Origin of the sequence: Antribacter soli, assembly GCF_021568775.1 — a bacterium.
GTDB classification, from domain to species: domain Bacteria; phylum Actinomycetota; class Actinomycetes; order Actinomycetales; family Cellulomonadaceae; genus Antribacter; species Antribacter soli.
Genome location: NZ_JAKGSG010000012.1, coordinates 1 through 26974 on the forward strand (window position 1 = coordinate 1; position 26974 = coordinate 26974).

The 26974-nt window shown below is 73.5% G+C and carries 25 protein-coding genes and 1 pseudogene; 13 read left to right on the forward strand and 13 right to left on the reverse strand.

All coding sequences use genetic code 11. The features are described 5' to 3' along the window. Positions 1-123: 123 nt before the first annotated feature. Positions 124-2148, reverse strand: coding sequence for a glycoside hydrolase family 15 protein (locus L1785_RS03495; RefSeq protein ID WP_236087749.1), 2025 nt, complete (start codon positions 2146-2148; stop codon positions 124-126). 52 nt (positions 2149-2200) lie between these two features. Continuing rightward, complete coding sequence (locus L1785_RS03500) at positions 2201-3466, reverse strand: AI-2E family transporter (RefSeq protein ID WP_236087750.1); 1266 nt, start codon at positions 3464-3466, stop codon at positions 2201-2203. Between the two features lie 141 nt (positions 3467-3607). Between L1785_RS03500 and L1785_RS03505 the strand changes: the two genes are divergently transcribed. Beyond that, positions 3608-4036, forward strand: coding sequence for a YciI family protein (locus tag L1785_RS03505; protein ID WP_236087751.1), 429 nt, complete (start codon positions 3608-3610; stop codon positions 4034-4036). Then, positions 4033-5355: an RNA polymerase sigma factor gene (locus tag L1785_RS03510; protein ID WP_236087752.1), complete on the forward strand. Its 1323-nt coding sequence runs from the start codon at positions 4033-4035 to the stop codon at positions 5353-5355. The genes L1785_RS03505 and L1785_RS03510 overlap by 4 nt, the downstream gene beginning before the upstream one ends. 135 nt (positions 5356-5490) lie before the next feature. On the opposite strand, the gene L1785_RS03515 is transcribed toward L1785_RS03510, so the two are convergent. Further along, positions 5491-5892, reverse strand: coding sequence for an FKBP-type peptidyl-prolyl cis-trans isomerase (locus tag L1785_RS03515; RefSeq protein ID WP_236087753.1), 402 nt, complete (start codon positions 5890-5892; stop codon positions 5491-5493). 5 nt (positions 5893-5897) lie between these two features. Continuing rightward, a complete protein-coding gene (locus L1785_RS03520) occupies positions 5898-6857 on the reverse strand; it encodes a LysR substrate-binding domain-containing protein (protein ID WP_236087754.1) in 960 nt (319 codons plus the stop codon). Positions 6858-6939: 82 nt separating this feature from the next. On the opposite strand from L1785_RS03520, the gene L1785_RS03525 reads away from it, so the two are divergent. Further along, positions 6940-7929: a DMT family transporter gene (locus L1785_RS03525; protein ID WP_236087755.1), complete on the forward strand. Its 990-nt coding sequence runs from the start codon at positions 6940-6942 to the stop codon at positions 7927-7929. A gap of 49 nt (positions 7930-7978) precedes the next feature. Here the strand turns inward: L1785_RS03525 and L1785_RS03530 are convergent, their stop codons facing one another. The 3 genes and pseudogenes from L1785_RS03530 to L1785_RS03535 form a co-directional block, all read right to left on the reverse strand. Beyond that, a complete protein-coding gene (locus tag L1785_RS03530; RefSeq protein ID WP_308113242.1) occupies positions 7979-8872 on the reverse strand; it encodes a class I SAM-dependent methyltransferase in 894 nt (297 codons plus the stop codon). A gap of 34 nt (positions 8873-8906) precedes the next feature. Further along, positions 8907-9068, reverse strand: a pseudogene (locus tag L1785_RS23560) (SAM-dependent methyltransferase); the annotation flags it as partial. 134 nt (positions 9069-9202) lie between these two features. Next, positions 9203-9619, reverse strand: coding sequence for a DUF5997 family protein (locus L1785_RS03535; RefSeq protein WP_236087756.1), 417 nt, complete (start codon positions 9617-9619; stop codon positions 9203-9205). A gap of 136 nt (positions 9620-9755) precedes the next feature. Here L1785_RS03535 and L1785_RS03540 point away from each other — a divergent pair, with 136 nt between their 5' ends. Both L1785_RS03540 and L1785_RS03545 read left to right on the forward strand, forming a co-directional pair. After that, on the forward strand, positions 9756-10601 hold the full coding sequence (locus L1785_RS03540; protein ID WP_236087757.1) for a LysR substrate-binding domain-containing protein: 846 nt from the start codon (positions 9756-9758) through the stop codon (positions 10599-10601). A 120-nt stretch (positions 10602-10721) separates the two neighbouring features. Next, positions 10722-11330: a RodZ family helix-turn-helix domain-containing protein gene (locus L1785_RS03545; protein ID WP_236087758.1), complete on the forward strand. Its 609-nt coding sequence runs from the start codon at positions 10722-10724 to the stop codon at positions 11328-11330. Between the two features lie 81 nt (positions 11331-11411). Here the strand turns inward: L1785_RS03545 and L1785_RS03550 are convergent, their stop codons facing one another. Then, positions 11412-13544 (reverse strand): alpha-galactosidase, encoded by a 2133-nt coding sequence (locus L1785_RS03550; protein WP_236087759.1) that lies wholly within the window; start codon positions 13542-13544, stop codon positions 11412-11414. 19 nt (positions 13545-13563) lie between these two features. Further along, positions 13564-16164, reverse strand: a complete 2601-nt coding sequence (locus L1785_RS03555; RefSeq protein WP_236087760.1) for a glycoside hydrolase family 2 protein — start codon at positions 16162-16164, stop codon at positions 13564-13566. Between the two features lie 212 nt (positions 16165-16376). Between L1785_RS03555 and L1785_RS03560 the strand changes: the two genes are divergently transcribed. After that, complete coding sequence (locus L1785_RS03560) at positions 16377-17255, forward strand: family 1 glycosylhydrolase (protein ID WP_236087761.1); 879 nt, start codon at positions 16377-16379, stop codon at positions 17253-17255. Here L1785_RS03560 and L1785_RS03565 read toward each other — a convergent pair. The 4 genes from L1785_RS03565 to msrA form a co-directional block, all read right to left on the reverse strand. Continuing rightward, on the reverse strand, positions 17252-17596 hold the full coding sequence (locus L1785_RS03565; RefSeq protein ID WP_236087762.1) for a hypothetical protein: 345 nt from the start codon (positions 17594-17596) through the stop codon (positions 17252-17254). The genes L1785_RS03560 and L1785_RS03565 overlap by 4 nt on opposite strands. Before the next feature lie 24 nt (positions 17597-17620). After that, positions 17621-18031 (reverse strand): hypothetical protein, encoded by a 411-nt coding sequence (locus L1785_RS03570; protein ID WP_236087763.1) that lies wholly within the window; start codon positions 18029-18031, stop codon positions 17621-17623. Between the two features lie 73 nt (positions 18032-18104). After that, complete coding sequence (locus tag L1785_RS03575; RefSeq protein ID WP_236087764.1) at positions 18105-18710, reverse strand: pentapeptide repeat-containing protein; 606 nt, start codon at positions 18708-18710, stop codon at positions 18105-18107. A 146-nt stretch (positions 18711-18856) separates the two neighbouring features. Next, positions 18857-19528 carry a peptide-methionine (S)-S-oxide reductase MsrA gene (msrA, locus tag L1785_RS03580; protein ID WP_236087765.1) on the reverse strand — a complete coding sequence of 224 codons (672 nt, stop codon included), beginning with the start codon at positions 19526-19528 and terminating at the stop codon, positions 18857-18859. 456 nt (positions 19529-19984) lie between these two features. Between msrA and L1785_RS03585 the strand changes: the two genes are divergently transcribed. The 7 genes from L1785_RS03585 (at position 19985) to L1785_RS03615 (ending at position 26903) form a co-directional block, all read left to right on the forward strand. Continuing rightward, complete coding sequence (locus tag L1785_RS03585; RefSeq protein WP_236087766.1) at positions 19985-20578, forward strand: YdeI/OmpD-associated family protein; 594 nt, start codon at positions 19985-19987, stop codon at positions 20576-20578. A 78-nt stretch (positions 20579-20656) separates the two neighbouring features. Beyond that, positions 20657-21892 (forward strand): cystathionine gamma-synthase, encoded by a 1236-nt coding sequence (locus L1785_RS03590; RefSeq protein ID WP_236087767.1) that lies wholly within the window; start codon positions 20657-20659, stop codon positions 21890-21892. A 50-nt stretch (positions 21893-21942) separates the two neighbouring features. Beyond that, on the forward strand, positions 21943-23268 hold the full coding sequence (locus L1785_RS03595) for an AI-2E family transporter (protein WP_308113245.1): 1326 nt from the start codon (positions 21943-21945) through the stop codon (positions 23266-23268). Positions 23269-23348: 80 nt separating this feature from the next. Then, a complete protein-coding gene (gene ilvA / locus L1785_RS03600; protein WP_236087768.1) occupies positions 23349-24608 on the forward strand; it encodes a threonine ammonia-lyase in 1260 nt (419 codons plus the stop codon). 96 nt (positions 24609-24704) lie between these two features. After that, the gene (locus L1785_RS03605) at positions 24705-25040 is read left to right on the forward strand and encodes a YciI family protein (protein ID WP_236087769.1); all 336 of its coding nucleotides are present in this window, start codon (positions 24705-24707) and stop codon (positions 25038-25040) included. A gap of 1 nt (position 25041) precedes the next feature. Then, positions 25042-25416 (forward strand): YciI family protein, encoded by a 375-nt coding sequence (locus L1785_RS03610; RefSeq protein ID WP_236087770.1) that lies wholly within the window; start codon positions 25042-25044, stop codon positions 25414-25416. Next, positions 25413-26903 carry an RNA polymerase sigma factor gene (locus L1785_RS03615; RefSeq protein ID WP_236087771.1) on the forward strand — a complete coding sequence of 497 codons (1491 nt, stop codon included), beginning with the start codon at positions 25413-25415 and terminating at the stop codon, positions 26901-26903. The genes L1785_RS03610 and L1785_RS03615 overlap by 4 nt, the downstream gene beginning before the upstream one ends. The last annotated feature ends 71 nt before the right edge of the window (positions 26904-26974 follow it).

The following is a 26974-nucleotide window of genomic DNA, read 5'->3' on the forward strand; positions in this document are numbered from 1 at the left end:
CCCCCCCCCCCGCCGGGGGGGGGGGGGGGGGGCCGCGCCCCCCCCCCCCCCCCCCCCCCCCCCCCCCCCCCCCCCCCACGACGACGCCGGGCGCGGGGCCGCCGGGCGCGGGGCCGCCGGGCCTCAGGTCCGGGGGGCTCCGAAGTACCCGTCGACAGCGCCCTCCTCAGCGCGGATCACGTGCATGACCGCGTTGATGAGGGCCAGGTGCGTGAACGCCTGCGGGAAGTTGCCGAGGTGCCGGCCGGTCTTCGGGTCGATCTCCTCGGCGTACAGGTTGAGCGGCGACGCGTACGACAGCAGGCGCTCGCACAGCGCCCGCGCCCGGTCGAGCTCGCCGATCTCCACCAGCGCGGACACCAGCCAGAACGAGCAGATAGTGAACGTGCCCTCCTCGCCCGAGAGGCCGTCGTCCGTCTCGTCGACGCGGTAACGCAGCACGAGGCCGTCGTCGGTGAGCTCGTCGGCGATCGCGAGGACCGTCGCGCGGACCCGCTCGTCGTCGGGCGGCAGGAAGCGCAGCAGCGGCACGAGCAGGAGCGAAGCATCGAGCGCGGGGGCGCCATAGCGCTGGGTGAACACGCCGCGCTCGTCCAGGCCCTTGGTGAGGATGTCCTTGTGGATCTCGTCCGCGAGCTTCTGCCACTGCTCGGCGTAGTCCGGCTCGTCGTACATGCGCGCCAGCTTGGCGCCGCGGTCCATCGCGACCCAGCACATGAGCTTGGACGACGTGAAGTGCTGCGGCTCGCCACGCACCTCCCAGATGCCCCGGTCCGGCTTGTGCCAGTGCTTCGCCGCCTCGTCGACCTGCCGCTTCAGGATCGGCCACAGCGACTCGGGGAGCTGCTCGCGCGAGCGCGTGTGCAGATAGACGGAGTCGAGGACCGCGCCCCAGACGTCGTGCTGGCGCTGGTTGTACGCCGCGTTGCCGACGCGGATCGGCTGCGCCCCCTCGTACCCCGACAGGTGGCCCAGCTCGAACTCCTCGAGCGTCTCCTCCCCGCCGACGCCGTACATGATCTGGAGCTCTTTGTTGTCGCGGCAGACGTCGTGGATGAACGAGAAGAAGTCGTTCGCCTCGCGGTCCAGGCCCAGCGTGTACAGGCCCCACAGGGCGAACGTCGAGTCGCGGATCCAGGCGTACCGGTAGTCCCAGTTGCGCTCGCCGCCGGGCGTCTCCGGCAGTGACGTCGTCGCGGCCGCGATGAGCGCCCCGGTGGGGGAGTACGTCAGGCCCTTGAGCGTCAGAGCCGACCGCTGGAGGTACGACCGCCACGGGTGGTCGGGGAACTTGCCCTGCGTGATCCAGTCGCGCCAGTACTGCTCGGTGCGCCACATCGCCTCGGCGGCGTCGGCCCACGACGTCGGGGCGGGCAGCGAGCCCCACGACATCGCGACGAAGTGCGTGTCGCCCTCGGTCATCCGGGTCCGGGCCTGGGCGCGCCGGCCCTCGATGCCGAACCGGAGGCTGGACTCCAGGTGCAGGTCGGGGTTCACCCCGCCGCAGCGGGCGACGACGGACGAGTAGCCGTCGCTCACGTACTGCCACTCCGCCTCGCCGCGCGCGTAGTCGGGCATGGGCTCGCACGTGACCTCGAGGTCGACCGTGCCGCTCACGCACTTCACGGTGCGCACCAGGATGTGCTCGGCGTCGTCGTCCGTGGGGGTGCGACGGTGCGTGTTCGACCGGGTGTCGACCTCGTGCCACGGGCCCATGGCCATCGCGTCGCGGACGACGAGCCAGCCAGTGCCCGTCTGCCACGTCGTCTCGAGGATGAGGGTGCCCGGCAGGTAGCGGCGGGCCACGGGGACGCGCACGCCGTACGGACCGATGCGGAACGCGCCCGCCCCGCGGTCGAGGATCGCGCTGAAGATGCTGGGGGAGTCGGGACGGGGCACGCACATCCACTCGACGGCGCCGCTGGGCGCGATGAGGGCGTTCGCCTCGCAGTCGGAGAGGAACGCGTAGTCCGCGATGCTGGGGAACGGGGTGCGCCCGTCGAACGCCCGGGGGGACGGTCCGTCGCTCGAGGTATGGCCGCGCACTGGGCGCGCTTCCAAGCCGGCGGTGCGGGCGGGTGCGGGTCCCGCGGGACCGGGCGCGACGTACGTCACGTCCGGCGCCTCGATCGATTCGGGCGGCGTCATGGACCAAGGGTTGCCCACCGGGGGCTCGCAATGCAATTCCCCTTGTGAGCGCTCACACGGTGCCGGTGCCGCCCTCCTCGCCGACGGGGGCCGGCGTCTCGCCGACGGGGGCCGGCGTCTCGCCGGTGCCGGCGGGCGTCTCGCCGACGCCGGTGGCGGCTTCGCCCGGATCGTGGAACATGTGCGACTCGATGAGCGTGTGCCGCTGGAAATACGTGCTCGCGACGGCCTGGATGGTGGCTGCGACGGGCAGGGACAGGAACGCGCCGAGCGCGCCGAACACCGCCCCGAACCCGAGCACCACCAGGAAGCTCACCGCGGGGTTCATCTGGAGCGCGCGTGCCGACACCAGCGGCGAGAAGTACAGGTTCTCGACCTGCTGGTACCCGATGATGAAGGCGAGGACGCCGAGGGCCTGCGGCAGGCCCTGGGACGTCAGCGCGACGACGACCGGCAGGGCGCCGCCGAGGTACGTGCCGATCGTCGGGACGAACTGCGAGACGACGCCCACGAAGACCGCGAGCGGCAGGGCGTACGGCGTCTGCAGGATCGCCAGGAAGACGAACGTGAAGACGCTCGAGAGTGCCGCGAGGACGATGCGGGAGGTGATGAAGTCGGAGACCTTCGCCTGGGTGATCTCCCACAGCCGGAGCATCTCCTCCTGGCGCGCGGGCGTGAGCCACGCGCACACCGCAGCGCGGAACCGCGGGCCCGCCGCGAGCAGGTAGTACGAGACGAGCAGGATGGTCAGCGCCGCGAAGAGGCCACCGAGGATCGTGGTGCCGACCAGCAGCGCCCCGGACGCGACATCCTCGCCGAACTGGCTCATCGCCTGGCGCACCAGGTCGGCGGCCTCCGGGATGACGACGTCGAACCGTTCGGCGGCGAAGTCCTGGAGGGTCTCGTAGAGGTCCGGAATCGTCTGCACCAGCTGGACGAGCTGCTGGACGAAGAGATTGCCGAAGAGCGCCATCACCACGGCCAGCAGGACGAGCGAGCCAAGGAGCGCGACGGCGGCAGCCGCGCCGCGGCGCCACCCGTGGCGCACGAGCCAGATCACGATGGGCTCGAGCGCGAGGGCGACGAAGAACGCGATGAGGACGTTGACGAGGAGACCCTGCAGGGCGCCCAGCGCGTACCAGACGAAGATCGCCAGGAAGACGGCCAGCACGCCCATGAAGAGCGCACGCGGCAGCCACCGGGGCGGGCGTGTCGAGTCGTGCCGCCCGGGGGGCGCATCGATGTGGGGCACGGCCGGCCGCGGGCCGGCGGCAGGAGCAGCGCCCCGGCCCCTCCGCGGCGACGTCGGCGAGGTCATGTCCTGAACGTAGTGCGGTCCACGGGCTCTCGCCCGAAGGTGCTCGGGCACGTCTCGCACGATCGTGTCGATCTGGCGGTGCGCCGTTCGACCTACCAGTGAGAGGGTCGAGACGGACCTGACCGAACAAGGAGAACCGAGATGTCGAAGTACATGCTGATCATGCGTCAGACGGACGAGACGAACGCCGCGTTCGAGAGCTCGGGCGTGAGCTTCGAGGAGGTCATCGCGATGATGGGCCGGTTCAACCAGTCCATGATCGACGCGGGCGTCCTGCTCCAGGCCGAGGGTCTGGACGACGCGAAGAACGGGGTCGTGGTCGACTACTCCACCGAGACGCCCACGGTCACCGACGGACCCTACGGCGAGACCAAGGAGCTGTTCGGCGGCTTCTGGGTCCTTGACGTGCCCACCATCGAGGACGCCGTCGAGTGGGCCAAGCGCGCCCCTCTCGCCGGCCCGGGCATGAAGGCGGAGATCCGCCGCATCCCGTCCATCGACGAGTTCCCGCAGGACAACGAGTGGATCCGCAAGGAGCGGGAGTGGCGCGAGACCACCGGCCAGCTGTGAGCGACCAGGCGCAGCGCGCCGTCGAGGCCGTGTGGCGGATCGAGTCCGCACGGGTCGTCGGCGCGCTCGCCCGCTACACCGGCGACCTCGCGCTCGCCGAGGACGTCGCGCAGGAGGCGCTCGCGGAGGCCCTCGTCGCGTGGCGGGACCAGGTGCCGGCCAACCCGGTCGGCTGGTTGCTCACGACGGCCCGGCGCCGGGCGATCGACACGTTCCGGCGCCGGTCCGCCCTGGACGAGCGGTACGTCGCCCTCGCCCACGGCCTCGCGGAAGGCGAGGCGACGTCCGGAGGCGACGCTCCGCCGTCGGGCAGCGACGTGCTGTGGGACCCGGACGCCATCGGCGACGACGTGCTCGCCCTCATGTTCACCGCCTGCCACCCGGCACTGTCGCGGGAGGCCCAGATCGCGCTGACGCTGCGCGTGGTCGGCGGCCTGACGAGCGAGGAGATCGCGCGGGCGTTCCTCGTGCCGGTGCCCACGGTGCAGGCGCGCATCACGCGCGCCAAGAAGACGCTCGCGGTCGCGCGGGCCGGGTTCGGCGTGCCGGACGCGGCCGAGCGGCCGGAGCGGCTGGCGGCGGTGCGGCACGTGGTCTACGTGATCTTCACGGAGGGGTCGAGTGCGACGTCGGGCGACGACTGGATCCGGCACGACCTGGCCCGTGAGGCGGTGCGTTTGGCCCGCGTGCTCACCCGGCTGGTGCCGGATCTGTATACGAGCCTCCCGCGAGGGTCCGGGCCGTCGAACGCCGGCGGAAGCCACGAGATCGCAGAGACGTACGGCCTGCTCGCCCTGCTGGAGCTGACGGCGGCGCGGTTCCCCGCCCGCGTGGACGAGGCCGGGCGGCCCGTGCTGCTCGAGCACCAGGACCGACGGCGGTGGGACCGGCAGGCCATCCGACGCGGCAGGGCGGCGCTCGCGCGGGCTGTGGCGGACGGCCGCGGGCTGGGGGCGTACGGGCTGCAGGCGGCGATCGCGGAGCAGCACGCGGTGGCGGCGTCGGTGGCGGAGACCGACTGGGATCGGATCGTGCTGCTGTACGAGGCGCTCGGGCGGCTGGCGCCCTCGCCGGTGGTGGAGCTCAACAAGGCGGTGGCTGTCGCGATGGCGTTCGGCCCGGCGGCCGGGCTGGCCCTCGTGGACCGGATCGACGGGCTCCCGGCGGCGTACCACCCGCTGCCCGTGGTGCGGGGTGAGCTCCTTGCCCGGCTCGGGCGGACCGCGGAGGCGCGGGCGGCGTTCCTCGAGGCGGCTCGCCTGTGCGGAAACGCGGCGGAGCGGGCGGTGCTGGAAGGCAAGGCTGCGGGTCTCGCCTGATCCGGAACGTGCCGTTCGGCGTGGGGGCCGGGGGAGGCCGGGATGTCGTGGCGCCAGGCGACCATCCGGCCTGGTGCCACGACATCCCGGCGGGGGTCCCGCTCAGCGGGTCCCTACGTCGGCGTCAGCGTGACGTCACTCGACGCCCTGGATCTCCACGACGAAGACCAGGGTGTCGCCGCCGCCGATGCCGGCCTGCGGCACGCCGCGCGAGCCGTAGCCGTGCTCCGGCGGGATGGACAGGAGCACGCGGGAGCCCACGTTCTGGCCAACGAGGCCCTTGTCCCAGCCGCCGATCACGGCGCCGATGCCGATCGGGAAGTCGATCGTGGCGCCGCGGTCGTACGAGTTGTCGAAGACGTGCCCGCCCCAGGTCTGCCCCAGGTAGTGCACGACGATGGTGCGGCCCGCCTCGACGACCGGGCCGCTGCCCTCCTCGAGAACCTGCACCTGCAGGCCGGCGGGCGCGCTGCCCTCGGGGAAGGACAGCTCGGGCTTGCCGGTCGGCAGCCAGGTCACGGAAGGAAGGGTGGTCACGAGGGTCACCTCTCGGTCGGGATCAGAACGGGATCCAGCCTACGTGTCGTCGACATCGGTGGCGCGGGCGTGGACGCGGGCGTCGACGCCGCCGCGCGCAGTGCCTCAAGGGCCGCGCAGGCGGCCGGGGTGCCGGCGACCGCGTCCTGCACGATGGCATAGATGGACCGCACGGGCGTGGGGCGCACCACGGGCACGGAGACGGTGCCGGCCGGCAGGTGCGCGGCCCCGAGCTCGGGCAGGACGGTGAGCCCGATGCCCGCCTCGACGAACGCGATCGCCGTCGCGTAGTCGTGCGCCTCCACGTGGAACGGCGGGCTGAACCCGGCGGCTCGGCAGGCTTCGACGAGGTTGCGACGGCACCAGCCGCGCGCGAAGTCGTTGTCGATCCACCGGTCCTCCGCGAGGTCGGCGAGCTCGATCTCGGCGGCGCCTGCGAACCGGTGACCCTCCGGGAGGACCGCGACGTACGGGTCGTCGATCAGGTGGTGGGCGGTGAATCCCTGGCCAGGTTCGAACCCGGCCAGCGCGACGGCGACCTGCAGGTCCGCGCGCTCCTCGCGGGCGTCCGGGATGGTCTCGCGCAGCTCGAGGTCGAGGCGCACGCCCGGGAAGCGCGTTGTGATCTCGCGCACGACCCGCGGCAGCCACGCGGCGCCCACCGAAGCGAAGTAGGCGACGGACAGGCTGCCGGTGCGCCCGGCCCGCAGGTCCGCCACCAGCGACTCCGCCTCGCCGAGGCGCGCGAGCACCTCGTCCGCCTCGGCGGCCAGGGCGAGACCGACGGCGGTGGGCTGGATCCCGCGCCCGGCGCGGGCGAGCAGGGTCAGGCCGGTCTCGCGCTGCAGCGCCGTCACGTGCTGGCTGACGGCGGACGGCGTGTAGCCGAGGTTCGCCGCCGCGGCCTGGACGGAGCCGGAGGCGACGACGGACCGGAAGACGCGGAGGCGATGGACGTCGAGCATGGCTGAACCGTACAGCCAGACTGAATCCATGTGAAGGAAGAATCGCTGGTGCTAATGGATCGACCCGGGCGACGATCGGCTCATGACGACGACCGAAGACCGCCAGACACAGACCCTCCCGCCGGGCGACGGTGGGGTCGTGACGCAGACCTTCCCGGCGCTCTCCGACGAGGCCGAGCGTGGTGCACCGGCGCGAGCTCCGGCGTCGGGCGCCCTGCCGCTGCTGGCGGCCGCCGTGACCGTGGTGCTGTGGGCCAGCGCCTTCATCGGGATCCGCGTGTCGGGCCACGACTACTCGCCCGGAGCGCTCGCGCTGGGGCGGCTCTTGGCCGGCACCGCCGCGCTCACCGTCATGGCGGCCGTCACCGGCCGGCTGCAGGTGCCGCGCGGACGCCCGCTGCTGCTGGTCGTCGTGTGGGGCGTGGCGTGGTTCGGCGGCTACAACGTCACCCTCAACGCGGCCGAGCAGCACCTCGACGCCGGGACCGCCGCGCTGCTGGTCAACACTGCCCCGATCCTCGTCGCCGTGCTCGCTGCGGCGTTCCTCGGCGAGGGCTTCCCGCGCCGCCTGCTGGTCGGGATGGCCGTGGCGTTCGCGGGCGTCGCGACGATCGCCATCACGACCTCGACCGGGCTGCACGACGGCGTCGGCGTCACGCTGGGGCTGCTCTCCGCCGTGCTGTACGCCGCCGGGGTGATCATCCAGAAGAAGACGCTGCCGCACGTGGACGCGCTGACGATGACGTGGCTGGGCTGCGTCGCCGGGACGATCGCCTGCCTGCCGTTCGCGCCGGCGCTCGTGCGGGAGGCCGCGGCGGCCCCCGTTGACGCCACCCTCGGCCTCGTCTACCTCGGCATCTTCCCGACGGCGATCGCGTTCTCGACGTGGGGCTGGGTGCTTGCCCGGACGTCGGCGGGGCGCCTGACTGCGTCCACCTACCTGGTGCCGCCGCTCGTCGTGGGGCTGTCGTGGGCGATGCTCGGCGAGGTGCCCGGGCCGGTCACGCTCGTGGGCGGGGCGCTGTCGCTGGCGGGCGTGCTGGTGGCGACGCTGCGGCGGCCTGCGCGGTGACCGTCTTGCAGGCCCATCCAGCCTCGCGGCAAGAACATCCCCGTCGCGGTCACTCGCTCGGTCGGATGCTTCGCGTCACCGTGAACTTCGGGTTCTGCGCCACGTGCTCCGTCGGCCCGACCAGGCGCTCGAGCGCCGGCCGGTAGCGCAGCGGCGTGTTGAACACCGTCCACAGCTCGCCGCCCTCCCGCAGCACACGGCCCGCCGTCGCGAACATCAGGTGCGCGGCGTCCGTGCTCAGCGCGGTCCGGTCGTGGAACGGCGGGTTGCACAGCACGAGGTCGGCGCTCGCGTCCGGCAGGGTGGAGCCTGCGTCGTCGCGCAGCACGACGACGTCGGCCCCGTTGGCGGCTGCCGTCGCGGCAGCCGACGCGACCGCGGCCGCCGAGCGGTCGGTCGCGACGACTCGCGCACCCGGGTAGCGCAGCGCCGCCACCGTCGCCAGGATGCCGGTGCCGCACCCCAGATCTACGACGGCGGGGTCGGTCAGCGCGGGCCAGCGCGCCGACTGTGCGAGGAGAAAGCGCGTGCCGACGTCGAGCGTGGCACCCGCGAAGGCCGCGCCGTGCCCGACGACGGTGAGGGTCTCCCGGCCGGCCGGCCCGGCCAGTTCCGGGGCGCTCACCTCGCCGGTGACCGGGTAGGAGAACGCGGCCGGCGGTCGCGGACCGCGCGCCACCAGCAGGCGCGACTTCTGGCGGGCGCGCGACGCCTGGACCAGCGTGAAGCAGGAAGCGAGGACGTCGTTCATGGCGAGCGTCATGTGCTTGACACGGCCGCCCGCGAGGAGCGTCACGTCGTCGGCGGCGTGCGCGGCGACCTGCTCGGCGATCTCCGTGAGCTCCGCCAGGGACTTCGGGAGCTGCAGCAGCACCACCCGCGCGCCCGCCAGGAGGCCCGGGCCGAGCGCATGATGCGTGAACGGGTCGCCCGCGGAGGCCAAGCTCGCGCGCGTTCGCGTCGAGCGCCGTCTCGGCGCTGATCGGGTCCTGGTGCACGCGCACGCTCGTCGCCCCCAGGGCGAGCGCGCCGAGCGTGAGAGCGCCGAACCGGTCGCCGATCGTCACGACCGTGCCGGGCGGGGCCGCCTCGATCAGCCGGCCCGCCTCGTCGAGGAGGAGGCGGTCTGTGGCGTCCACCGCGACCGGGCCGTCCGGGCGCGAGCCGTCCTCGGGGAAGGGCAGGAGCCGGGCCAGGACCCTGTCCAGGCCGGGCGAGGCGCCGGTCGGTGACGGCGAGGCGTCGGTCGGCGACGAACCGCGCGACGTGCCGCTCAACGCGCCGGGCGAGCCCTTCGCTCCGCGGCGGCGGCGACCGCCGCGCGCTCGGCCGCGAGGCGCTCCTCCTCCTCGCGCACCTTCACGGCGACCGCGCGCTCCTGCACCAGCCAGGCCGGCGGGTCCGCCCGCAGCTCGTCGATCTGCTCCGTCGTGAGCGGCTCGGTGAGCCCGCTGCGGGTCAGGCCGGCGATCGAGATGCCGAGGCGGCCGGCGACGACGGGGCGGGGGTGGGGGCCGTTGCGGCGGAGCTCGGCGAGCCACTCCGGCGGGTTCTTCTCGAACTCCTCGAGCTCGGCCCGCGAGATCGGCTTCTCCTGGAACTCCTGCGGCGTGGCCGGGAGGTAGACCCCGAGCCTCTTGGCCGCGTTGGACGGCTTGAACTGCTGGGAGGCGAACGAGGAGGTGCTCATGTCACCAGCCTACGGGGCGAGGCCCGGACCCTCCGGGCTCCGAGTCGCTGTGGGCGGAGAAGGTGCCGGGTCTCACGTCCGGGAAGCGGCACCTTCTCCGCCCGCAGCGCTCGGGGGGACACGTAGCCTTGGCAGCGTGCAGCCACCTTCCGACCCCCGGTTCCGGCTCGCGTACGTGCCCGGCGCCACGCCCGGCAAGTGGGCGAGCGTGTGGCGCGAGCGGCTGCCCGACGTGCGGCTCGAGCTCGTGGCCGTCGAGGCGGCCGACGTCCCGGCGGCGCTCGCCGAGGGCCGCGCCGACGCCGCCGTCGGCCGCCTGCCCGTCGACCGCGACGTGTTCTCCGCCATCCCCCTGTACGAGGAGGTGCCCGTCGTGTGCGTCTCGCGGGACCACCTGCTGGCCGCGCTCGACGCGGAGGAGGCGGTGCCGGTCGAGGACCTCGCCGACGAGACGGTGTGGTTGCCCCTCGACGACGTCCTCTTCGGCGACGCGACCGTGCCCGGGCGCGCACCCGTCACGCCCGACGGCGAGCCGCTCGAGCGGCCCGCGACCACGCCGGACGCGCTGGCGGTCGTCGCCGCCGACGCCGGGGTGACGATCGTGCCGCAGTCCGTGGCGCGCCTGCACCACCGCAAGGACGTGGTCTACCGGCGGCTCGAGGGCGCGCCCCTCGCGCCCGTGGGACTGGTCTGGGTCGCCGACCGTACGACCGACCTGGTCGAGGAGATGATCGGCATCGTCCGCGGGCGCACGGTCAACAGCTCACGTGGGCGCAGCGCCCAGACGGCGGACCGCGCGGCGGGTGGTCCTGCGGGCGAAGGCCCGCGCAGGGAGGCAGGTCAGGGCGCCGGCCGAGCCGCGGGCGATGCCGCGAAGGGACGCCCGCGTTCCGCGAAGGCCGGGCCGCGTACAAGCGGGGGCACCGCCCGGGGCGGGCGACCGTCCGGTAAAGGTAAAAGAGACGGAAAAGGCCGTCGATAACTGACTTTGACCGTTATAGCGATGAAAAGGGAAATTGGAGAATTGAGCGGTACGCGCTAGCATCCCGCCGGACCGTGTCGAACTCGGCACGGTGCAGCACCAGGGGTGAAGGAGCGCACTATGCGCAAGCTTTCTGTTCTCGGAGCCCTCGCGCTCCTGATCGTCGGCGCAAGCGCCGGCCCGGCCGTGGCGGCGGACACCATCGAGGTGCTCACGTCCGACACGTGCCCCAAGGAGCTCAAGGTCGACACGACGGGCGAACCGATGTCGATCGTGATCGACGCTGAGGACGGCGATCTCATCACGTCGTACTGCGTCAAGGCCGGGTCGGTGAAGCAGGGTCTGGGCCCTGTCCTGGTCACCCTCGAGAAGCCCGCCTCGACGGTCACGATCACGTACCCGAACGCGGAGAAGGCCATCAGCCACTACGCCGTGTACACGCAGGACTCGCCGATGCCGGAGCCCTCGACGGACCCGTCCGCCGACCCGTCGGTGTCCCCGTCGCCGCTCGTCAGCACGTCGCCCAGCGCATCGCCGTCGGGCGCCGCCGGTGACCCGACCGCAACCCCGTCGACCGCCGTGGCCGGTGCGACCGACACCGCCGCCGGCGATCCGCCCGTGCTCGCCAACACCGGCGCCGCGGGCGTCGCAGGCGTGTCGCTCATCGCGCTGGCCCTGGCCGGCTGGGGTGTGACGCTGCTCGTGCTGCGTCGCCGTCGCATGTCCTGACCCGCACCACGAGGAAGGCCGCAGCCCGTCGGGCTGCGGCCTTCCTGCGTCCCCGGCGGGCGACCCGGCCGGCCGGCGGTGCTAAGCCGCCGTCACGTGCAGGATCAGCGCCTGCGCCGGCCACAGCGTCGGAAGCTGGAGCCCCACCTGCGTGAGCACCCGCCCGGACACCACCAGAGGCTCCTTGCCGAGCCAGGCGGGCGTGATCCAGCCCCACAGCGCCGTGCCGGCCTCCTCGCGGACGCGCACCTGGTAGTGCCGCTCCGGGTCGAGACCGTCGAGCCGCACCCGCTCCGACAAGGCCTCCGTCAGGGAGGCGACCGTCGCGACGGTCCACACGCCGGCGGAGCGGTCCGGGGCGACGAAGCCGGTCACGCGCAGCGCGGGGTCGGCCGTGTCGGCGTGCACCACGGTCCCCGTGTGCACGAGCCCGCGGAGCTCCTTGTAGAGCTGGGCGTAGGCCGTGATCGAGGCGATCTCGTCCTCGGTGCACGTGAGGATGTCCCACTCGAAGCCGGCGTGCCCCTGCAGGGCGGTCGCGACCCGGTAGGACAGGTCCGTGGCTCGGCCGGACGAGTGCGCCGGCGACGGACCCACGTGTGCGCCCACCAGCTCCGGCGGCAGGACGAGCTCCGTCCAGCGCTGGATGTCCTGCCGCTCGACGGGGTCGTTCGAGTCCGACGCCCACACGCGGTCGGTGAGCTGGAGGATCCCGAGGTCGGTGCGGCCGCCGCCGGACGAGCAGGACTCGATCTCCAGACCGGGGTGGTCGGCCTTGAGCCGCTCGATCAGCGCGTACGTGGCGAGGGTCTGCTCGTGCGTGCCGGGATACCCGTCGTGCACGGCCTCGACGAGGTCGCGGTTGTGGTCCCACTTGATGAAGTCGATGCCGAGCTCGCTCACCCGCGCGGAGATCTGCGAGCGGAGGTGCTCCCAGGCCAGGGGGTTCGCCAGGTCCAGCACGTACTGGGTGCGGAACGACAGCCCGTCGGGCGACGGCACCGCGGCAGGGTTCGACAGGACCCAGTCGGGGTGGGCGCGGGCCAGGTCGGAGTCGAGGTTGACCATCTCCGGCTCGAACCAGAGCCCGAACTGCATGCCGAGCCCGTGCACCAGGTCCGCCAGCGGTTCGAGACCGTCCGGCCACACGGCGCGGTCGACGGCCCAGTCGCCGAGCCCCGCGGTGTCGGAGCGCCGGTCGTGGAACCAGCCGTCGTCGAGCACGAAGCGCTCCACGCCGACCTCGGCGGCCTTGCGGGCGAGCCGCTCCAGCTTGGCGGGGGAGTGGTCGAAGTACACGGCCTCCCACGTGTTGAGCACGAGGGGGCGGGGCGTCACGGGGTGCTGCGGGCGCGCCCGCATCCAGGCGTGGAACCGCTCGCTCACCCCGTCGAGCCCCGCGCCCGAGTACACGAAGTACGCGACGGGAGTCGTGTACGTCTCGCCGGGGGCGAGGCGGATCTCGCCGGGCCGCAGCAGCTCGCCCGCGCCGACGAGCGTGACGTGCTCGGTCACGTGGTCGGTCCGGTAGGTCACGTCGGCGCTCCACCCCAGGTGGACGGCCCAGACCTCCCCGGTCCGGTTCCGCGGGGTGCCCGACGACGCGAGGGTCACCCAGGGCGCGTCGTGCCCGCCCCGGCCGCGGCGCGCCTCCCGGGTGGTGCTGCCGGGCGGCATGGGAACGGTGACGGGGGACTTCTCGCGGCTCCAGCGCCCGGAGAACTGCGTCACGTGGGAGGCCGTCTTGGGTACCGGGAGCGTGGCCTCGAGCCAGGCGACGTCGACGGCCGCCGGGCCGTCGTTGGTCAGGGCGTGCGTCAGCCGCACCACGCCGCCGTGGGCGATCTCGAGGACCGTGCGCAGCGAGAGCCCGTTCTCCTCGTCGCGGGCGGTCACGTCGAGCTCCGACGCCTTCCGCTCCACGGACGTCACGGTCCAGCGCGGGTAGAGCGGCCGCCCGCTCGCGGTGACGAGGAGGCCGGGCCGCCCGGCCCAGCCGTCCGCCTCCTGCGGCACGAGGTTCAGCCGCCACGCCGCGTCGAGCGTCCCGGGCGCGGTCTGCCTGCTGGTCACGAGGTCGAACGCGGTGAGGTCGCTCGCGGTGAGGTCGCCGAGGTCGGAGCCCCAGTGCAGGACCATCGGCAGGCCCTGCTCGGGGTGCGCGACGACGACGCCGACCCCGTCCCGGCGCAGCGTGGACCAGGCAGCGTTCATGAGTGTCTCCTTCGATGGGTCAGCGGGCGACGAGGTCGTTCGCGGTCCGCAGGACGGGGGCGGACGTGAGAGCCGCCGGGTCGAGGTCGAGCGCGGTGCGCACGTGGAACGTCACCGACGTGCCGGCCGGCAGGTCCACCACCTGGTCGTCCACCGTGGCGTCCGGGTCGAGCCGGTCCACGAGGAGCGTCACCGCCCGGGCGAGGGACCGCGCGGTCACCGCCACCTCGTACCCTCCGGGTACGGCGGTCACCTCCGCGGAGACCGGCGCCGGCTGCAGTGCCAGGTCCTTGTCCTCCCGCCACGGATTCACCGTAAGCACGCCGTCCAGCGACGCGACGAGCACCTCGTCCCGCGTGTCGCCGACCGCCACGACGTCGTCGGGCAGCGGCACGAGCGCCACGGAGCGCGGTGCGACGTCGACGGCGAGGTCCGACGACGCCAGCACCTCGCCACCCAGCGTGGTCCGGGCGACGGCGACCGCACCGGTCCACGGCTCGGCGGTGTCGTTGACCACGGCGACCACGAGCGAGGCGGCGGCGCCCTGGAGAGCCGAGACCTCAGGGGCCGCGCCGGCGCCGCCCTCACCCCACGAAGTGTCCTCGCTGCGCTGCGGTACGTCGCGGGGCCCCCGAGGATCGGCCACCCGCGGCTGGATCGTGAGGAGGCGGGGCGCGAAGGCGTGCCGCATGGCGTACCAGAGGGGCTTGCGGCGGCCGTCGCCGTCGACCGCGGCCCACGACGTGACAGGCCAGCAGTCGTTGAGCTGCCACACGACGGCGCCGGCCGTGCGCGGCCACCACGAGCGGTAGTGCTCCAGCGCGAAGCGGATGGCGTTCGCCTGGAGGAGCTGGGTCGCCCAGTGCCAGTCGGCGAAGTCCTCCGGCACGCCGAGGTGGGCGGCGAGGCCGCGGTCGAGCTTGCCGTTGCCGTCGTCGGCCTTCTGGTGGAGCAGGAAGGCTTCGGACTCCTTGAATCCCGGGCCTGCGAACCCCTCCGTGGTTCCGAGCGCGCGCTCCGTCGTGGCCCACGTGGCCGGACCCTGGAAGCCGAACTCGGAGCAGAACCGCGGCACGTTGTCCCGGTAGTGCACGTAGTCGATCCGGTTCCACACGTCCCACTCGTGGTGCGTCCCGTGGCGGGGGTCGTTCGGGTGGGCCTCCTCGGGCGTGAGACCGGGGGAGTACGGGGAACCGTCGGCGTAGGGACGGGTGGGGTCGAGCTCGGCGAGGACCTTCGGGAACAGCTCGTAGTAGTAGCCGGCGCCCCACGTGAGGCCGCCGAGGCCGTCCTTCCAGCCCCAGTCCTCGTGCCCCCAGATGTTCTCGTTGCCGCCGTTCCACAGCACGAGCGAAGCGTGCGACGCGAGCCGCGTGACGTTCTCCCGGAGCTCCGCCTCGACCTCGGTGCGGTGCGGCTCCTCCTCCGGGTACGCGGCGCAGGCGAGCAGCACGTCCTGCCAGACCAGGACGCCCCGCTCGTCGCAGACGTCGTAGAAGTCGTCGGTCTCGTAGATCCCGCCGCCCCACACCCGCAGCAGGTTGAGGTTCGCGCCGAGGGCCTGGTCCACGCGCTGCGCCAGACGCTCGCGGGTGATCCGGGTCAGGAGGTGGTCGTCGGGGATCCAGTTGGCGCCGCGCGCGAACACCGGCTGCCCGTTGACGACGATCGTGAAGCGCGTGCCGTGCTCGTCCCGCGACGTGTCGACGGTGACGGTGCGGAAGCCGACGCGGCGGGTCCACGCGTCGAGCGGCGCCGACCGGTCCTCGCCGGTGCCCGCGTACAGCGTCACCTCCAACCCGAACAGCGGCTGGTCGCCGTAGCCGGTGGGCCACCACAGCGCGACGCCGGGCACCTCGACGCGCACGACGGCGGAGCTCGTCCCGGCCGGGACCAGCGTGCTCACGCCGTGGCCGGCCACGGCGGCGTCCACGACGAGCGGGCCGTCGTCGCCGATCCCCGAGCGCTCGATCCTGACGTGGACGTCGACGATCCCCGTGCCGGCGCTGTCGACAGTGACCAGCGGCCGCACCTCCGCAAGGCGTGCGACGCGCCACCGCTGCACCCGCACCGGCTTCCACAGACCGGCCGTCTGCAGGTCGGGCCCCCAGTCCCAGCCGAACGAGCAGGCCATCTTGCGGACCATGTTGAAGGGCTGGGCGTAGGCCATGGGGCGCGGGCCGATCCGCTCGGCCTCCGCCTCCGCCTCGTCGAGCGCGGACGCGAGGCCGACGGCGAGCTCTCTCGGGCCGCCGACGAGGTCCCGCACGTCGAACCGGTAGGACCGGTGCATGTTCGCTGTCGTGCCCAGCGTCGCGCCACCCAGGGTGATCGCCGCGACGGTGTCCACGCCCTCGAGGAGGAGGTCCACGCGCTCGTCGTCCGCGGCGGGCGCCTCGTCGAGCGAGGTCGCGTACCGCCAGGACGCGCGCTTCATCCACCCGACGGAGGTCTCGTTCGTACCGAGGTACGGGTCGGGGATCAGGCCGTGGTCGAGCAGGGCGGTGTGGCTCGTGCCGGGCACCGTCGCCGGGAGGTCGCGGAGCCGGTCCGCGAGGGCGGGGGGCACGGGCCCCCCGGTCGCGGTCAGCGTCCAGGCGGTCAGGTCACGGCTGATCATCGTCGATCCTCGTCGCTCGAACAGGTGGTCGGGCCCATTGTTCAGAGATTGAAGAAAGTTCGTCAAAAGGCCCGCCCGGAGACGGCCTCCGGCTACCCAGCAGGGACGACGGAACCGTCGCCGGCGCCACGCCGGAGCTCGCCACGCCGGGGCGGTGATTCGTCCGGCGTGTCCAGATGCCGACCTCGCGGGACCGCGGGATGATCCCAAGCATGTCGACGTCCGGTTCGTCGCACGAGGACCCTTTCGGGATGCTCTGGGGGATGGTCGCCTCGGGGGACACGGCGGCCGACCTGGCCCTCGCCGGAGAGCTCGGCCTCGGCGCCTGCCGCTTCACCATGTCCTGGCCGCAGGTGAGCCTGGCCGACGGTCTCGACACCTACGACCGGTTCGTGGACGAGCTGCTGGCCGCCGGCCTGAGGCCCGTGCCGACGCTCGGCCCGTGGGACCTGCCCGGCGACGTGGCAGAGGAGGGCGGCTGGTCCGCCCGGGACACCGCCGAGCGGTACGCGGACCAGGTCGGTCACGCCGCCCGGCGCCTCGGCGACCGGGCCGGCAGCTGGATCACCGTCGACGGACCGGCCCTGGGGGCGCCGTGGTCGTGGTCGGAGAACATGTCCGTGGCCCACCACCTGCTCGTGGCGCACGGGCTCGCGGTGCGGGCGCTGCGAGCAGCCGGGGTCACCGACGTGGGGATCGTGGACGTCCGGGGGCCGGTCGGGTCCGACGACGTGGTGCTCGACCGGCTGTTCGCCGACCCCGTGCTCCTCGGCAGCTACCCCGAGGAGGTGACCGACCGGCTGCCCGCCTGGGCGCTGGCCGACCTCGGCACCGTCTCGGAGCCCGTCGACTGGTACGGCGTCGGACGGCGGCCCGGTCCTGCTGGGTCGCTCACCGGGCTCGTCGCCGGGCTCGTCGAGCGGTACGGCCACGTCCTGCCGCCCGTGGTCGGCACCGAGGACCTGGCTGGTGAGGGCGGTCTGGCGGTTCACCGCCGAGCCGTGGAGGAGGCGCTGGCGACGGGGGTGAAGGTGCGCGCCTGGTACGTCCGGGGCCCGTGGCGAGTAGGCGAACGGCGGCGCGTGCCTTAGTGTGCGGGGGCGTCCCCCATGCCGAAGGAGAACACCGTCGTGAGAGGTGCTGCCGTCGCAGCGTCCCTCGCCCTGCTCGCAGGGCTGGCCGCAGGGATCGGTGGGTTCGCTGCGCCCGCCGCGGCAGACACCATCGTCCCGCTCGCCGGCGACTGCCCTGCGGCGGACGCGCGCGTCGAGCTGAACCAGCGGTCGTCGTCCGCCCAGGCGACCGCGCCCGACGGGTTGGTGATCGCCGGCTTCTGCGTGCGCGCCGGGGCTGCGGCCGGGCCGGCCGGGCCCGAGCAGGTGCTGCTCAGCACCCCTGCGAAGACCGTCACGGTGGCGCACAGCTCGGGCAAGCCGATCGAGTACTACACGCTCAACTACATGCCGGCACCCGCGGAGGGTGCCGCCGCGTCGACGCCCAGCCCGTCGCCGAGCCCTTCGGCGTCGGCCTCCGCGACCCCTGGCGCCTCTGCGACCCCGGGCACCTCCGCGTCACCCTCGCCGGAGCCGTCTGCATCCGCTCCCGCCGCCTCCTCGTCGTCCCCCGCCCCGGCCGCACCTGAGGCTCCGGCCGAGGCAGGCTCCGGCGTCGGGAGGCAGGCCGGCGACGACGAGGCCGAGCCGGCCGGGAACCCGCTGCCCGTGGTGCTCGCGGTGATCGCAGGCGTCGTCGTGGCCTGCTGGGCGGCGATCGTGTTCCTGCGGTGGCGGCGGTCCGCCGTGGCCGTGGTGCGGACCGAGGAGCTGCCGACCGTGGCGATCCCCGTCGCCGTGACCGCCGCTGCCACGCTCGCCGCCGGAGGTTCCGGAGGTGCGCCGCGTGCCGTGGGCCGGCGCAGCGCGCCGCGCACGCCTCCCGGGTCAGCCCGGCCGGACGACCAGGCCGAGCGCCTCGGCGACCACGACGGCCTGGTCGGCGTCGACGACGGCGCCGGTGAGAGTCACGGTGCGTGGGTCGAGGGACGACAGGTCGCTGCCCCGCAGGTCGGCGGCGGACAGGTCCGCGCCGTCCAGGACGGCGGCGGAGAGGTCGCACCCGTTCAGTACGCCCCCGTGCGCCCGTACGTCGCCGAGATCCCCCTCCCGCAGCCGCACGCCCGTGAACCGCGCCGACCCCAGCCCGGCGCGCCGGAGGCTCACGAATGACCAGTTGCCGCCGTCGACCTTGAGCAGGTCGAAGGTGCAGCTCGTGAAGATCGAGCCCACGAGCTTGCAGCGCTCGAGCGCGGCGTCGAAGAACACGCAGCGGTCGAAGATGCAGGACGTGAACGCGCAGTCACGCAGGACCGCGGCGTTGAAGCGGACCCCGCGGAACGTGCACTCCGCGAACGTGGCCCCGGTGCCCGTCGCCTCCGTCAGGTCCACGTCCGCGAAGAGCGTGCGTTCGTAGGCGAGCCCCGACAGGTCGCGGCCGTACCAGTCCTCGCCGGCGATCCGGGTGTCCACGGGGGGCATGCTCGAAGCCATGGCCCGACCCTACGCGGCGCCACCCACAGCCTGACCTCTGGGCGTCTGGATCGCCGCGTGGGCCGCGGCCGTGGGTATGCGTGTGGCGGGAGTCCGACACCGGATCCCCGCCACACGTCATACCCACAGCAGCTGAGTGCGTCTTGTCAGACGGCTGCCGGGAACGGGACGCCCGTCGTCGCGTGGCAGCGGTACCCGTTCGGGTTCTTGTCCAGGTACTGCTGGTGGTAGTCCTCGGCCAGGTAGAACGGACCGGCCTCGACGGCGGGCCGCTGCTCCGTCGTGATCGGGTCGTAGCCCTTGGCGTCGAGCACCTCGGTGTAGCGCTTGGCGGTGTCCTGCACGGCCGCGGCCTGCTCCGGCGTCGTCCAGTAGACGGCCGACCGGTACTGCGTGCCCACGTCGTTGCCCTGGCGGTAGCCCTGCGTCGGGTCGTGGCGCTCCCAGAAGATCGCCAGGAGCTCCTCCTCGGAGACCTTCGACGGGTCGTACGCGACCATCGCGGTCTCGGTGTGGCCGGTCCGTGCGGTGCAGACCTCGTCGTACGTGGGGTTGGGCGTGGTGCCACCCATGTAGCCGACGGCGGTGCTCACGACGCCAGGGACCTGCCAGAAGATCTCCTCCGCGCCCCAGAAGCACCCCATCGCGAGGTACAGCACGCGCGTGCCCGGGGCCCACGGCCCGGTGATCGAGGTGCCGAGCACCGTGTGGGGCCGCGGGGTCTGCAGCACCGGCGACTGCCGGCCCGGCAGGGCCGCCTCCGGCTCCACCATCGTGGTCTTGGCGGACGACCCGAAGAACTGCTCGAAGAACGACATCTCTTTCCTCCTTTGCGGGCGCCGTTCGCGCGCCCACGATGTCCAACGGGATCGGCCGGAGCGGTGTTCCGGCGGCGCGATCACATCGGCTGGGGAACGACCTTCTGCACGAGCAGGCGGATCCGGGACCGGCACCCTCAGCATCAGCCGCGTCCCGTCCGAGAGCTCGGTACTGAGGTCGACCTCGGTGGGTGTGAGCGAGAGCGCCTTCAGGAGTCCCGGGATGGCGTCGACCACGAGGCTCCCGATCGCTGGTTGCTCTCATGGCGACCCTGGTACGAGGGCACCAGGATGTCGATCACCCGTGTGCTGGCGTCCGCGGTGCGGACGAACCGGCTGCCGTCTGCGCGGGCGTAGCCCCGCCCGATGAGTGCCCGCTCATCGTGGCGCATCCAGGGACGCGTCCTGAGCCACAGTCCTGGGGGCCGTGTCGGTGGCTCCGCATAGGGTTCCCGCATGGAGATCGAGCCACTCGTCCTGGCCGACGCCACCGCGTGGCGGGCATGGCTGGACGAGCACGAGGACACGTCCGACGGCGTCTGGCTCGTGCTGGCCAAGAAGGGCAAGGCCTCGCCCACGACGCTCACCTACGACGCCGCGCTCGACGAGGCGCTGTGCAGCGGGTGGATCGACGGACAGGCCCGTGGCCGGGACGAGGCGACCAGCCTGCGGCGGTTCACGCCGCGGCGGTCGCGCAGCCAGTGGTCGGCCCGCAACGTCGGCATCGTCGCCCGGCTCGAGGAGGAGGGCCGCATGCGGCCGCGGGGGCGGGCCGAGGTGGAGCGCGCGAAGGCCGACGGGCGGTGGGACGCGGCCTACGACGGCGGCCGCGACATCCTGGTGCCGCCGGCGCTCGCCGAGGCGCTCGCCGCGAGCCCGCGTGCCGCGGCGATGTTCGCCATCCTCACGGCGCAGAACCGCTACGCGATCCTGTACCGGATCGCCACGGCCAAGCAGGAGGCGACCCGCGTCCGCAACGTCGACAAGTTCGTCGCGATGCTGGAGCGGGGAGAGACGGTGTACCCGCAGAAGCGGACGCTCGACGACTAGGTGGAGCCCAACCGTGAGGCCGCCGGCGTCGGTCACCTCGTCGGTGTGGCACGCGGCCGGGAGAACTAGGCTGACCGGGTGAGCACAGATCACGACTGGACCCTCTCCGGCTTCGCCACCCGCGCCATCCACGCAGGGCAGGAACCGGACCCCACCACCGGCTCCGTCATCCCGCCCGTCTACCTGACGTCGACGTACAAGCAGGACGGCGTGGGCGGTCTGCGGGGCGGCTACGAGTACTCGCGGTCGGCCAACCCGACGCGCACCTCGCTGGAGGAGGCGCTCGCCGCTGCGGAGACGCCCCAGGCCACGCCGGGCGGGCCGGTCTCCGCCCGGGTGCGCGGGTTCGCCTTCGCCTCGGGCCTGGCGGCGGAGGACACGCTGCTGCGCGCGGTCCTGCGCCCCGGCGACCACGTCGTGATCCCGGACGACGCCTACGGCGGCTCGTACCGCCTGGTCGCGCGCGTCTTCGGGCCGTGGGGCGTGGACCACACGGCGGCGCACCAACCGGACCTGGCGGCGGTGGCGGACGCGATCGTGCCGGGTCGCACCAAGGTCGTGTGGGTCGAGACGCCCACGAACCCGCTGCTCGCCATCAGCGACATCCGCGAGCTCGCGGACCTGGCGCACGACGCGGGCGCGCTGCTCGTCGTCGACAACACGTTCGCCACCCCGTACCTCCAGCAGCCGCTGGCACTCGGCGCGGACGTGGTGGTGCACAGCACCACCAAGTACATCGGGGGCCACAGCGACGTCGTCGGCGGCGCCCTCGTGGTGCCCGACGACGTCGCGCTCCCGGGCGGGCTCGCCGCCCCGAACGGCGCGACGAGCGTGGCCGACGCCGTGATGTTCCACCAGAACGCGTCGGGCGCGGTGGCCGGCGCGTTCGATGCCTGGCTGACGCTGCGCGGGCTCAGGACGCTCGCCGTCCGCATGGACCGGCACTGCCACAACGCGTCCGCGGTGGCCGACTTCCTGGCTGCGCACCCGAAGGTCACCGAGGTGATCTACCCGGGGCTGCCGTCGCACCCGGGCAACGGGCTCGCGAAGCGCCAGATGCGCGACTTCGGAGGGATGATCTCGTTCCGCGTGGCCACGGAGGAGGCCGCGCTGGACGTGTGCGCCCGCACGAAGGTGTTCACGCTGGCGGAGTCTTTGGGCGGCGTCGAGTCGCTGATCGAGCACCCGGGCCGGATGACGCACGCGTCCGTCGCCGGCTCGGCGCTCGAGGTGCCGGACGACCTGGTGCGCCTCTCCGTGGGCATCGAGGACGCGGCCGACCTGATCGCCGACCTGGAGCAGGCGCTGCGTTGAGGCGCGCGCCAGTGACGTGACTGTCAGAGGTTCCCTCTAGGGTGGGCCACGTGAGCGAGAAGACCGACACCACATTGGCCGCGACCGGCCCTGACGCGCCCATCGAGCCGCTCCCCGGCGTCCCGGTCGCGGCGCCGCGCACGGGCACGGACGCCGTGCCCTACGCCGTGCAGGCGGCGGCCGCCTGGGCCTGGCGGGTGCTGCTCATCGCGGCGCTCCTCGCGGGCGCCCTGTGGCTCCTGACGCTCCTCAAGGTGATCGTGGTGCCGGTGGCGGTCGCGCTGCTCCTGGCGGTCCTGCTGACGCCGATGCGGCGGTTCTTCCAGAGGAACTTGCACCTGGGCCGCGGCCCGGCGTCGGGCCTGTCGCTGATCGCTCTCATCGCGATCGTGGCCGGCCTCATCACGGTGTCCAGCCGGTCGATCGCGAGTGGTTTCGCGGACCTGCGCCTCCAGGCCACGGCCGGCATCGAGGAGGTGATCTCCTGGCTGCAGACCCGGTTCAACGTGAACCTGTCGACCTACAGCGAGGAGCTGATGACGCAGCTGCAGGAGCAGCAGTCCGCCATCATCTCCGGGGCGCTCGGTGCGGCGACCACCGTGGGGCACGTTGCGGTGGGCATCCTGATCGCGCTCTTCTGCACGTTCTTCTTCCTGCACGACGGGCGCGGGATCTGGTCGTGGCTCGTCAACCTGCTCCCGCTCAGCACCCGCGAGAAGGTTCACCAGGCGGGGCGGCGCGGCATCGTCACGCTCTCGGCGTACGTGCGCACGCAGATCCTCGTGGCGTTCGTGGACGGCGTGGGCATCGGCATCGGGTCGGCCTTCTTCGTGCCGAGCCTGGCCCTGCCGATCGCCGTCCTGGTGTTCGTCGGCTCGTTCGTCCCGGTCGTCGGTGCGATCGTGACGGGCGTCGTCGCGGTGATCGTGGTGCTCGTCGCGAAGGGCTGGGTCGCGGCGCTGATCATGCTCGGCGTGGTGGTCCTGGTGCAGCAGATCGAGGGCCACGTGCTGCAGCCGTTCCTGATGGGCCAGGCGGTGTCGCTGCACCCGGTGGCCGTGATCCTCGTGGTCGCCGCAGGCAGCTTCGTCGCGGGCATCGTGGGTGCGCTGTTCTCGGTGCCGCTCGCGGCGCTGCTCAACACCGTGATCCTCTACCTGCACGGGCACGACAAGTTCCCCGAGCTCGGCGACGGCGACAGGCTGCCGCTGCGCTGGAGACCGCCGTCGGCCCCGCCGATCCGGCTGCGCCGGATCGGAATGCAGGGCGCCTCGGCCGGTGCTGTCGCCGCGGACGCCGCTGAGGGCGGCACGTCCGACGGCGCGGTCACCGAGCAGGCGATCGACGAGGTCAAGGACGGCTCGCGCAAGGGCTGAGCGCCGCCGGTTCCGAGGCACGCCGGCGGCAGCCGCCGCACAACGTGCATCTGCGGCCCTTCTGCGGAAGCATGCGCGCTGTGCCCCGAACGCATGACTCTCTCCCGGCCGTCGAGCCGGTTCCCGCGCTGCCCCCGGTGACGGTCGACGACGTGCGCGCCGCCGCGAAGTTGCTGGAGGGCGTGATCACCCGCACGCCGGTCGTCGAGAGCCGCGCGTTGTCGAAGCTCACGGGCGCGCGCGTGGTCCTCAAGTGCGAGAACCTCCAGCGCGCCGGCTCGTTCAAGGTGCGCGGCGCCTACGTGCGCCTTGCCCGACTGAGCGAGGAGGAGCGGGCACGCGGCGTCGTCGCGGCCAGCGCCGGCAACCACGCGCAGGGCGTGGCGCTCGCCGCGGGCATGCTCGGGATCGACGCGATGGTCTTCATGCCGCAGGATGCGGCGCTGCCGAAGATCGCGGCGACACGCGGCTACGGCGCGGACGTGCGGCTCGTCGGTGCGAGCGTGGACGAGGCGCTGGTCGCCGCCCGCGTGGAGGCGGCCCGGTCCGGACGCATCCTGGTGCACCCCTTCGACCACGTGGACGTCGTGGCGGGTCAGGGCACGGTGGCGCTGGAGATCCTTGAGCAGGTGCCGGACGTACGGACAGTGCTGGTGCCGCTCGGCGGCGGCGGGCTCGTCGCCGGCATCGCCGAGGTGCTCGCCGAGGTGGCGCCGCAGGTCCGGGTGGTCGGCGTGCAGGCGAGCGAGGCGGCAGCGTACCCGGAGTCGCTGGCCGCGGGCACGCCGCGCGCCGCCCTGCTGCGGCCGACGATGGCGGACGGCATCGCCGTCGGGCTGCCGGGGCAGGTGCCCTTCACGATCGTGAGGAACCGCGGTGTCGAGGTGCGGACCGTGTCGGAGGACCAGCTCTCGCGGGCGCTGCTCGCGGTGCTGGAACGCAACAAGCTCATGATCGAGCCGGCCGGCGCGGCCGGAGTGGCAGCGCTGCTGGCTGCCGCCCCGGGGGAGTTCGAGGGCCCGGTCGTCGCGGTGCTCTCGGGCGGGAACGTCGACCCGCTCGTCCTGCTGCGCGTGGTCCAGCACGGCCTCGTGGCTGCCGGCCGGTACGTGCAGCTCAAGGTACGGCTGGTGGACCGGCCGGGCGCGCTCGCGGGGCTGGTGGACGCGATCGCCGCCGCGGGCGCGAACATCGTGCACGTGGAGCACACGCGCACCGACGTCTCGCTCGCTGTCTCCGAGGTGTGGGTGAACATCCAGCTCGAGACGAAGGGCCCCGAGCACTGCGGCGCCGTCGTCGAGCGCCTCCGCGGGACGGGGTACGAGGTCGTCACGAACTAGGTGTCGTGCGGGGCGTCCCCCGTTCGTCGTCGGGGTGACGCGGCCGCTCCGGCCGCGCGACGATGACCGGGAACCATCCCGGGAAGGGAGCTCATCATGCGGTACCTGATGCTGGTCGTGTCCGCCCCCGACGAGCCGGACGACGGCCCGGCGCCCGACATCGAGGAGTGGGTGGCGAAGCACGACGCGAGCGGCGCCCGGATCCTCGGCGACAGGGTGCGCCCGCAGGAGGACGCGGTCGGCGTCCGTGTCCGCAAGGGCGAGGTGCTCGTCACGGACGGACCGTTCGCCGAGACGAAGGAGCAGGTCTTCGGGTTCGACGTGATCGAGGCGGCGGACCTCGACGAGGCCGTCGCGATCGCCGCCGGCCACCCGATGGCGTACCACGGGGCGCTCGAGCTCCGCCCGTTCTGGGCCGAGGAAGGTGCCTGACATGCGCTACCTCATGCTCATCCTGGAGGCCGACACTCCTGTCCGGGAACCCACCCCCGACATCGCGGACTGGGTCGCGAAGCACGACGCGAGCGGCGCCCGCGTCATGGGCGAGCGGCTCCGGCCCGCAGCGGACGTGCGACGGGTCCAGGTCCGCGACGGCCGCACAGTGGTCACGGACGGCCCCTTCTCGGAGACCAAGGAGGTCTTCGGCGGGTTCGACGTCATCGAGGCGGCCGACCTCGACGAGGCGCTCGCCATCGCGGCCGAGCATCCCGGCGCGCACGGGGCCAGCACCATCGAGGTGCACCCGTTCTGGCCCACGGACGGCACTGCCGGTGCCACAGCCTGGACGCCGGGCGGCAGCGCCTCGTGAGGTCCGCCGCCGGCCGGTCGCCCCGGGCGGTCACCCCGCCCGGGGTGCCGAGCGGCCCGGGTGACAAGGCGCACCCGGGCGAGCGACCGACGTCGGCCAGTGATGTCGGGACGGCCGTCACCGAGGCCTTCCGTGCCGAGTGGGGCCGCGTGCTGGCGGCGGTCGCCCGGAGCACCGGTGACCTGGACCTGGCGGAGGAGTGCGCGCAGGAGGCGTTCGCGACCGCGCTGCGGACGTGGGCGCGTGACGGCGTCCCCCAGCGCCCCGGCGCCTGGCTGACGACGACCGCGCGGAACCACGCGCTGGACCGGCTCCGCCGTCGCCGCGTCGAGGGCGCCAAGGTGGCGACGGCGGCCCGGCTCGCGGAGCGGGTCGACGGCGTGCCCGGTACGGACGGCACCGGCGTCGCGGGCCCGGACCCGGTGGGCGCGGCCGTCGCGGACGCCCTCGACGAGTGGCCCGACGCCGAGGGCGACGAAGACCTGCTGCGCCTCGTGTTCGCGTGCTGCCACCCTGCCCTGCCGCTGGAGGGTCGGGTGGCGCTCACGCTGCGTTCCCTGACGGGCATGACGACGGCGCAGGTCGCCCGGGCGTTCCTCGTGCCGGAGACGACGATGGCGCAGCGCCTGACTCGCGCCAAGCGCCGCATCCGCTCCACGGGCATCACCTTCCGCGTGCCGCCGCCGGAGCTGCTGCGGGAGCGGGTGTCCGCGGTGCTTGCCGTCCTGTACGTCCTGTTCACCGAGGGGTACGACGCGTGGGCCGAGCCCGCGCAGCACGTCGCGGGCTGCGCCGAGCGGCGTGCCCTCGCGGACGACGCCGTGCGCTGCGCCCGCCTCGTCGCACGGCTCCTCCCCGACGAGCCGGAGGCGCGCGGCCTCCTCGCGCTGCTCCTGCTGCAGCACGCCCGGCGGGACGCCCGCCTCGCCGCTCCGCCCGCTGCCGCCCCGCCCGCGGCAGCGACGGTGCCGGTGTCGGAGCCGGTCCTGCTGGAGGAGCAGGACCGGACGCTGTGGCGCGGGGACGAGATCGCGGAGGGTCTGCGGGTCCTCGACGACGCGCTGGCCGAGCGGAGGCCGGGGCCGTACCAGGTGCAGGCCGCGATCGCGGCGCTGCACAGCTCAGCGCCGTCGGCCGGGGAGACGGACTGGGCGGAGATCGTCGGGCTCTACGACGTGCTGGTCACCATGACGCCCTCGCCCGTCGTGCTGCTGAACCGGGCGGTCGCGGTGGCGATGCTGCGCGGGCCGGACGCAGGCCTCGAGGCGCTGGGCGTGGTGGCGGACGCCCCGGAGCTGGCGGCGTACCACCTGCTCCCGGCGACACGCGCCGACCTGCTCCGCCGCGCCGGCCGGCCCCTGGAGGCGGCGACCGAGCTGCGGCGCGCGCTGGCCCTGGTGGACCGCGAGGGTGACCGGAGGCTGCTGGCACGGCGGCTGGCCGAGGTCGGCGCGGAGCCGGCAGAGGCTCCCCGTGGAGCGTCCTGAAAGGCCGGCGGGACAAGGATCATGCGGCGCGCGTCAGAAGCTCCCCGCGGTGGTCCGCGGGGAGCTTTGAC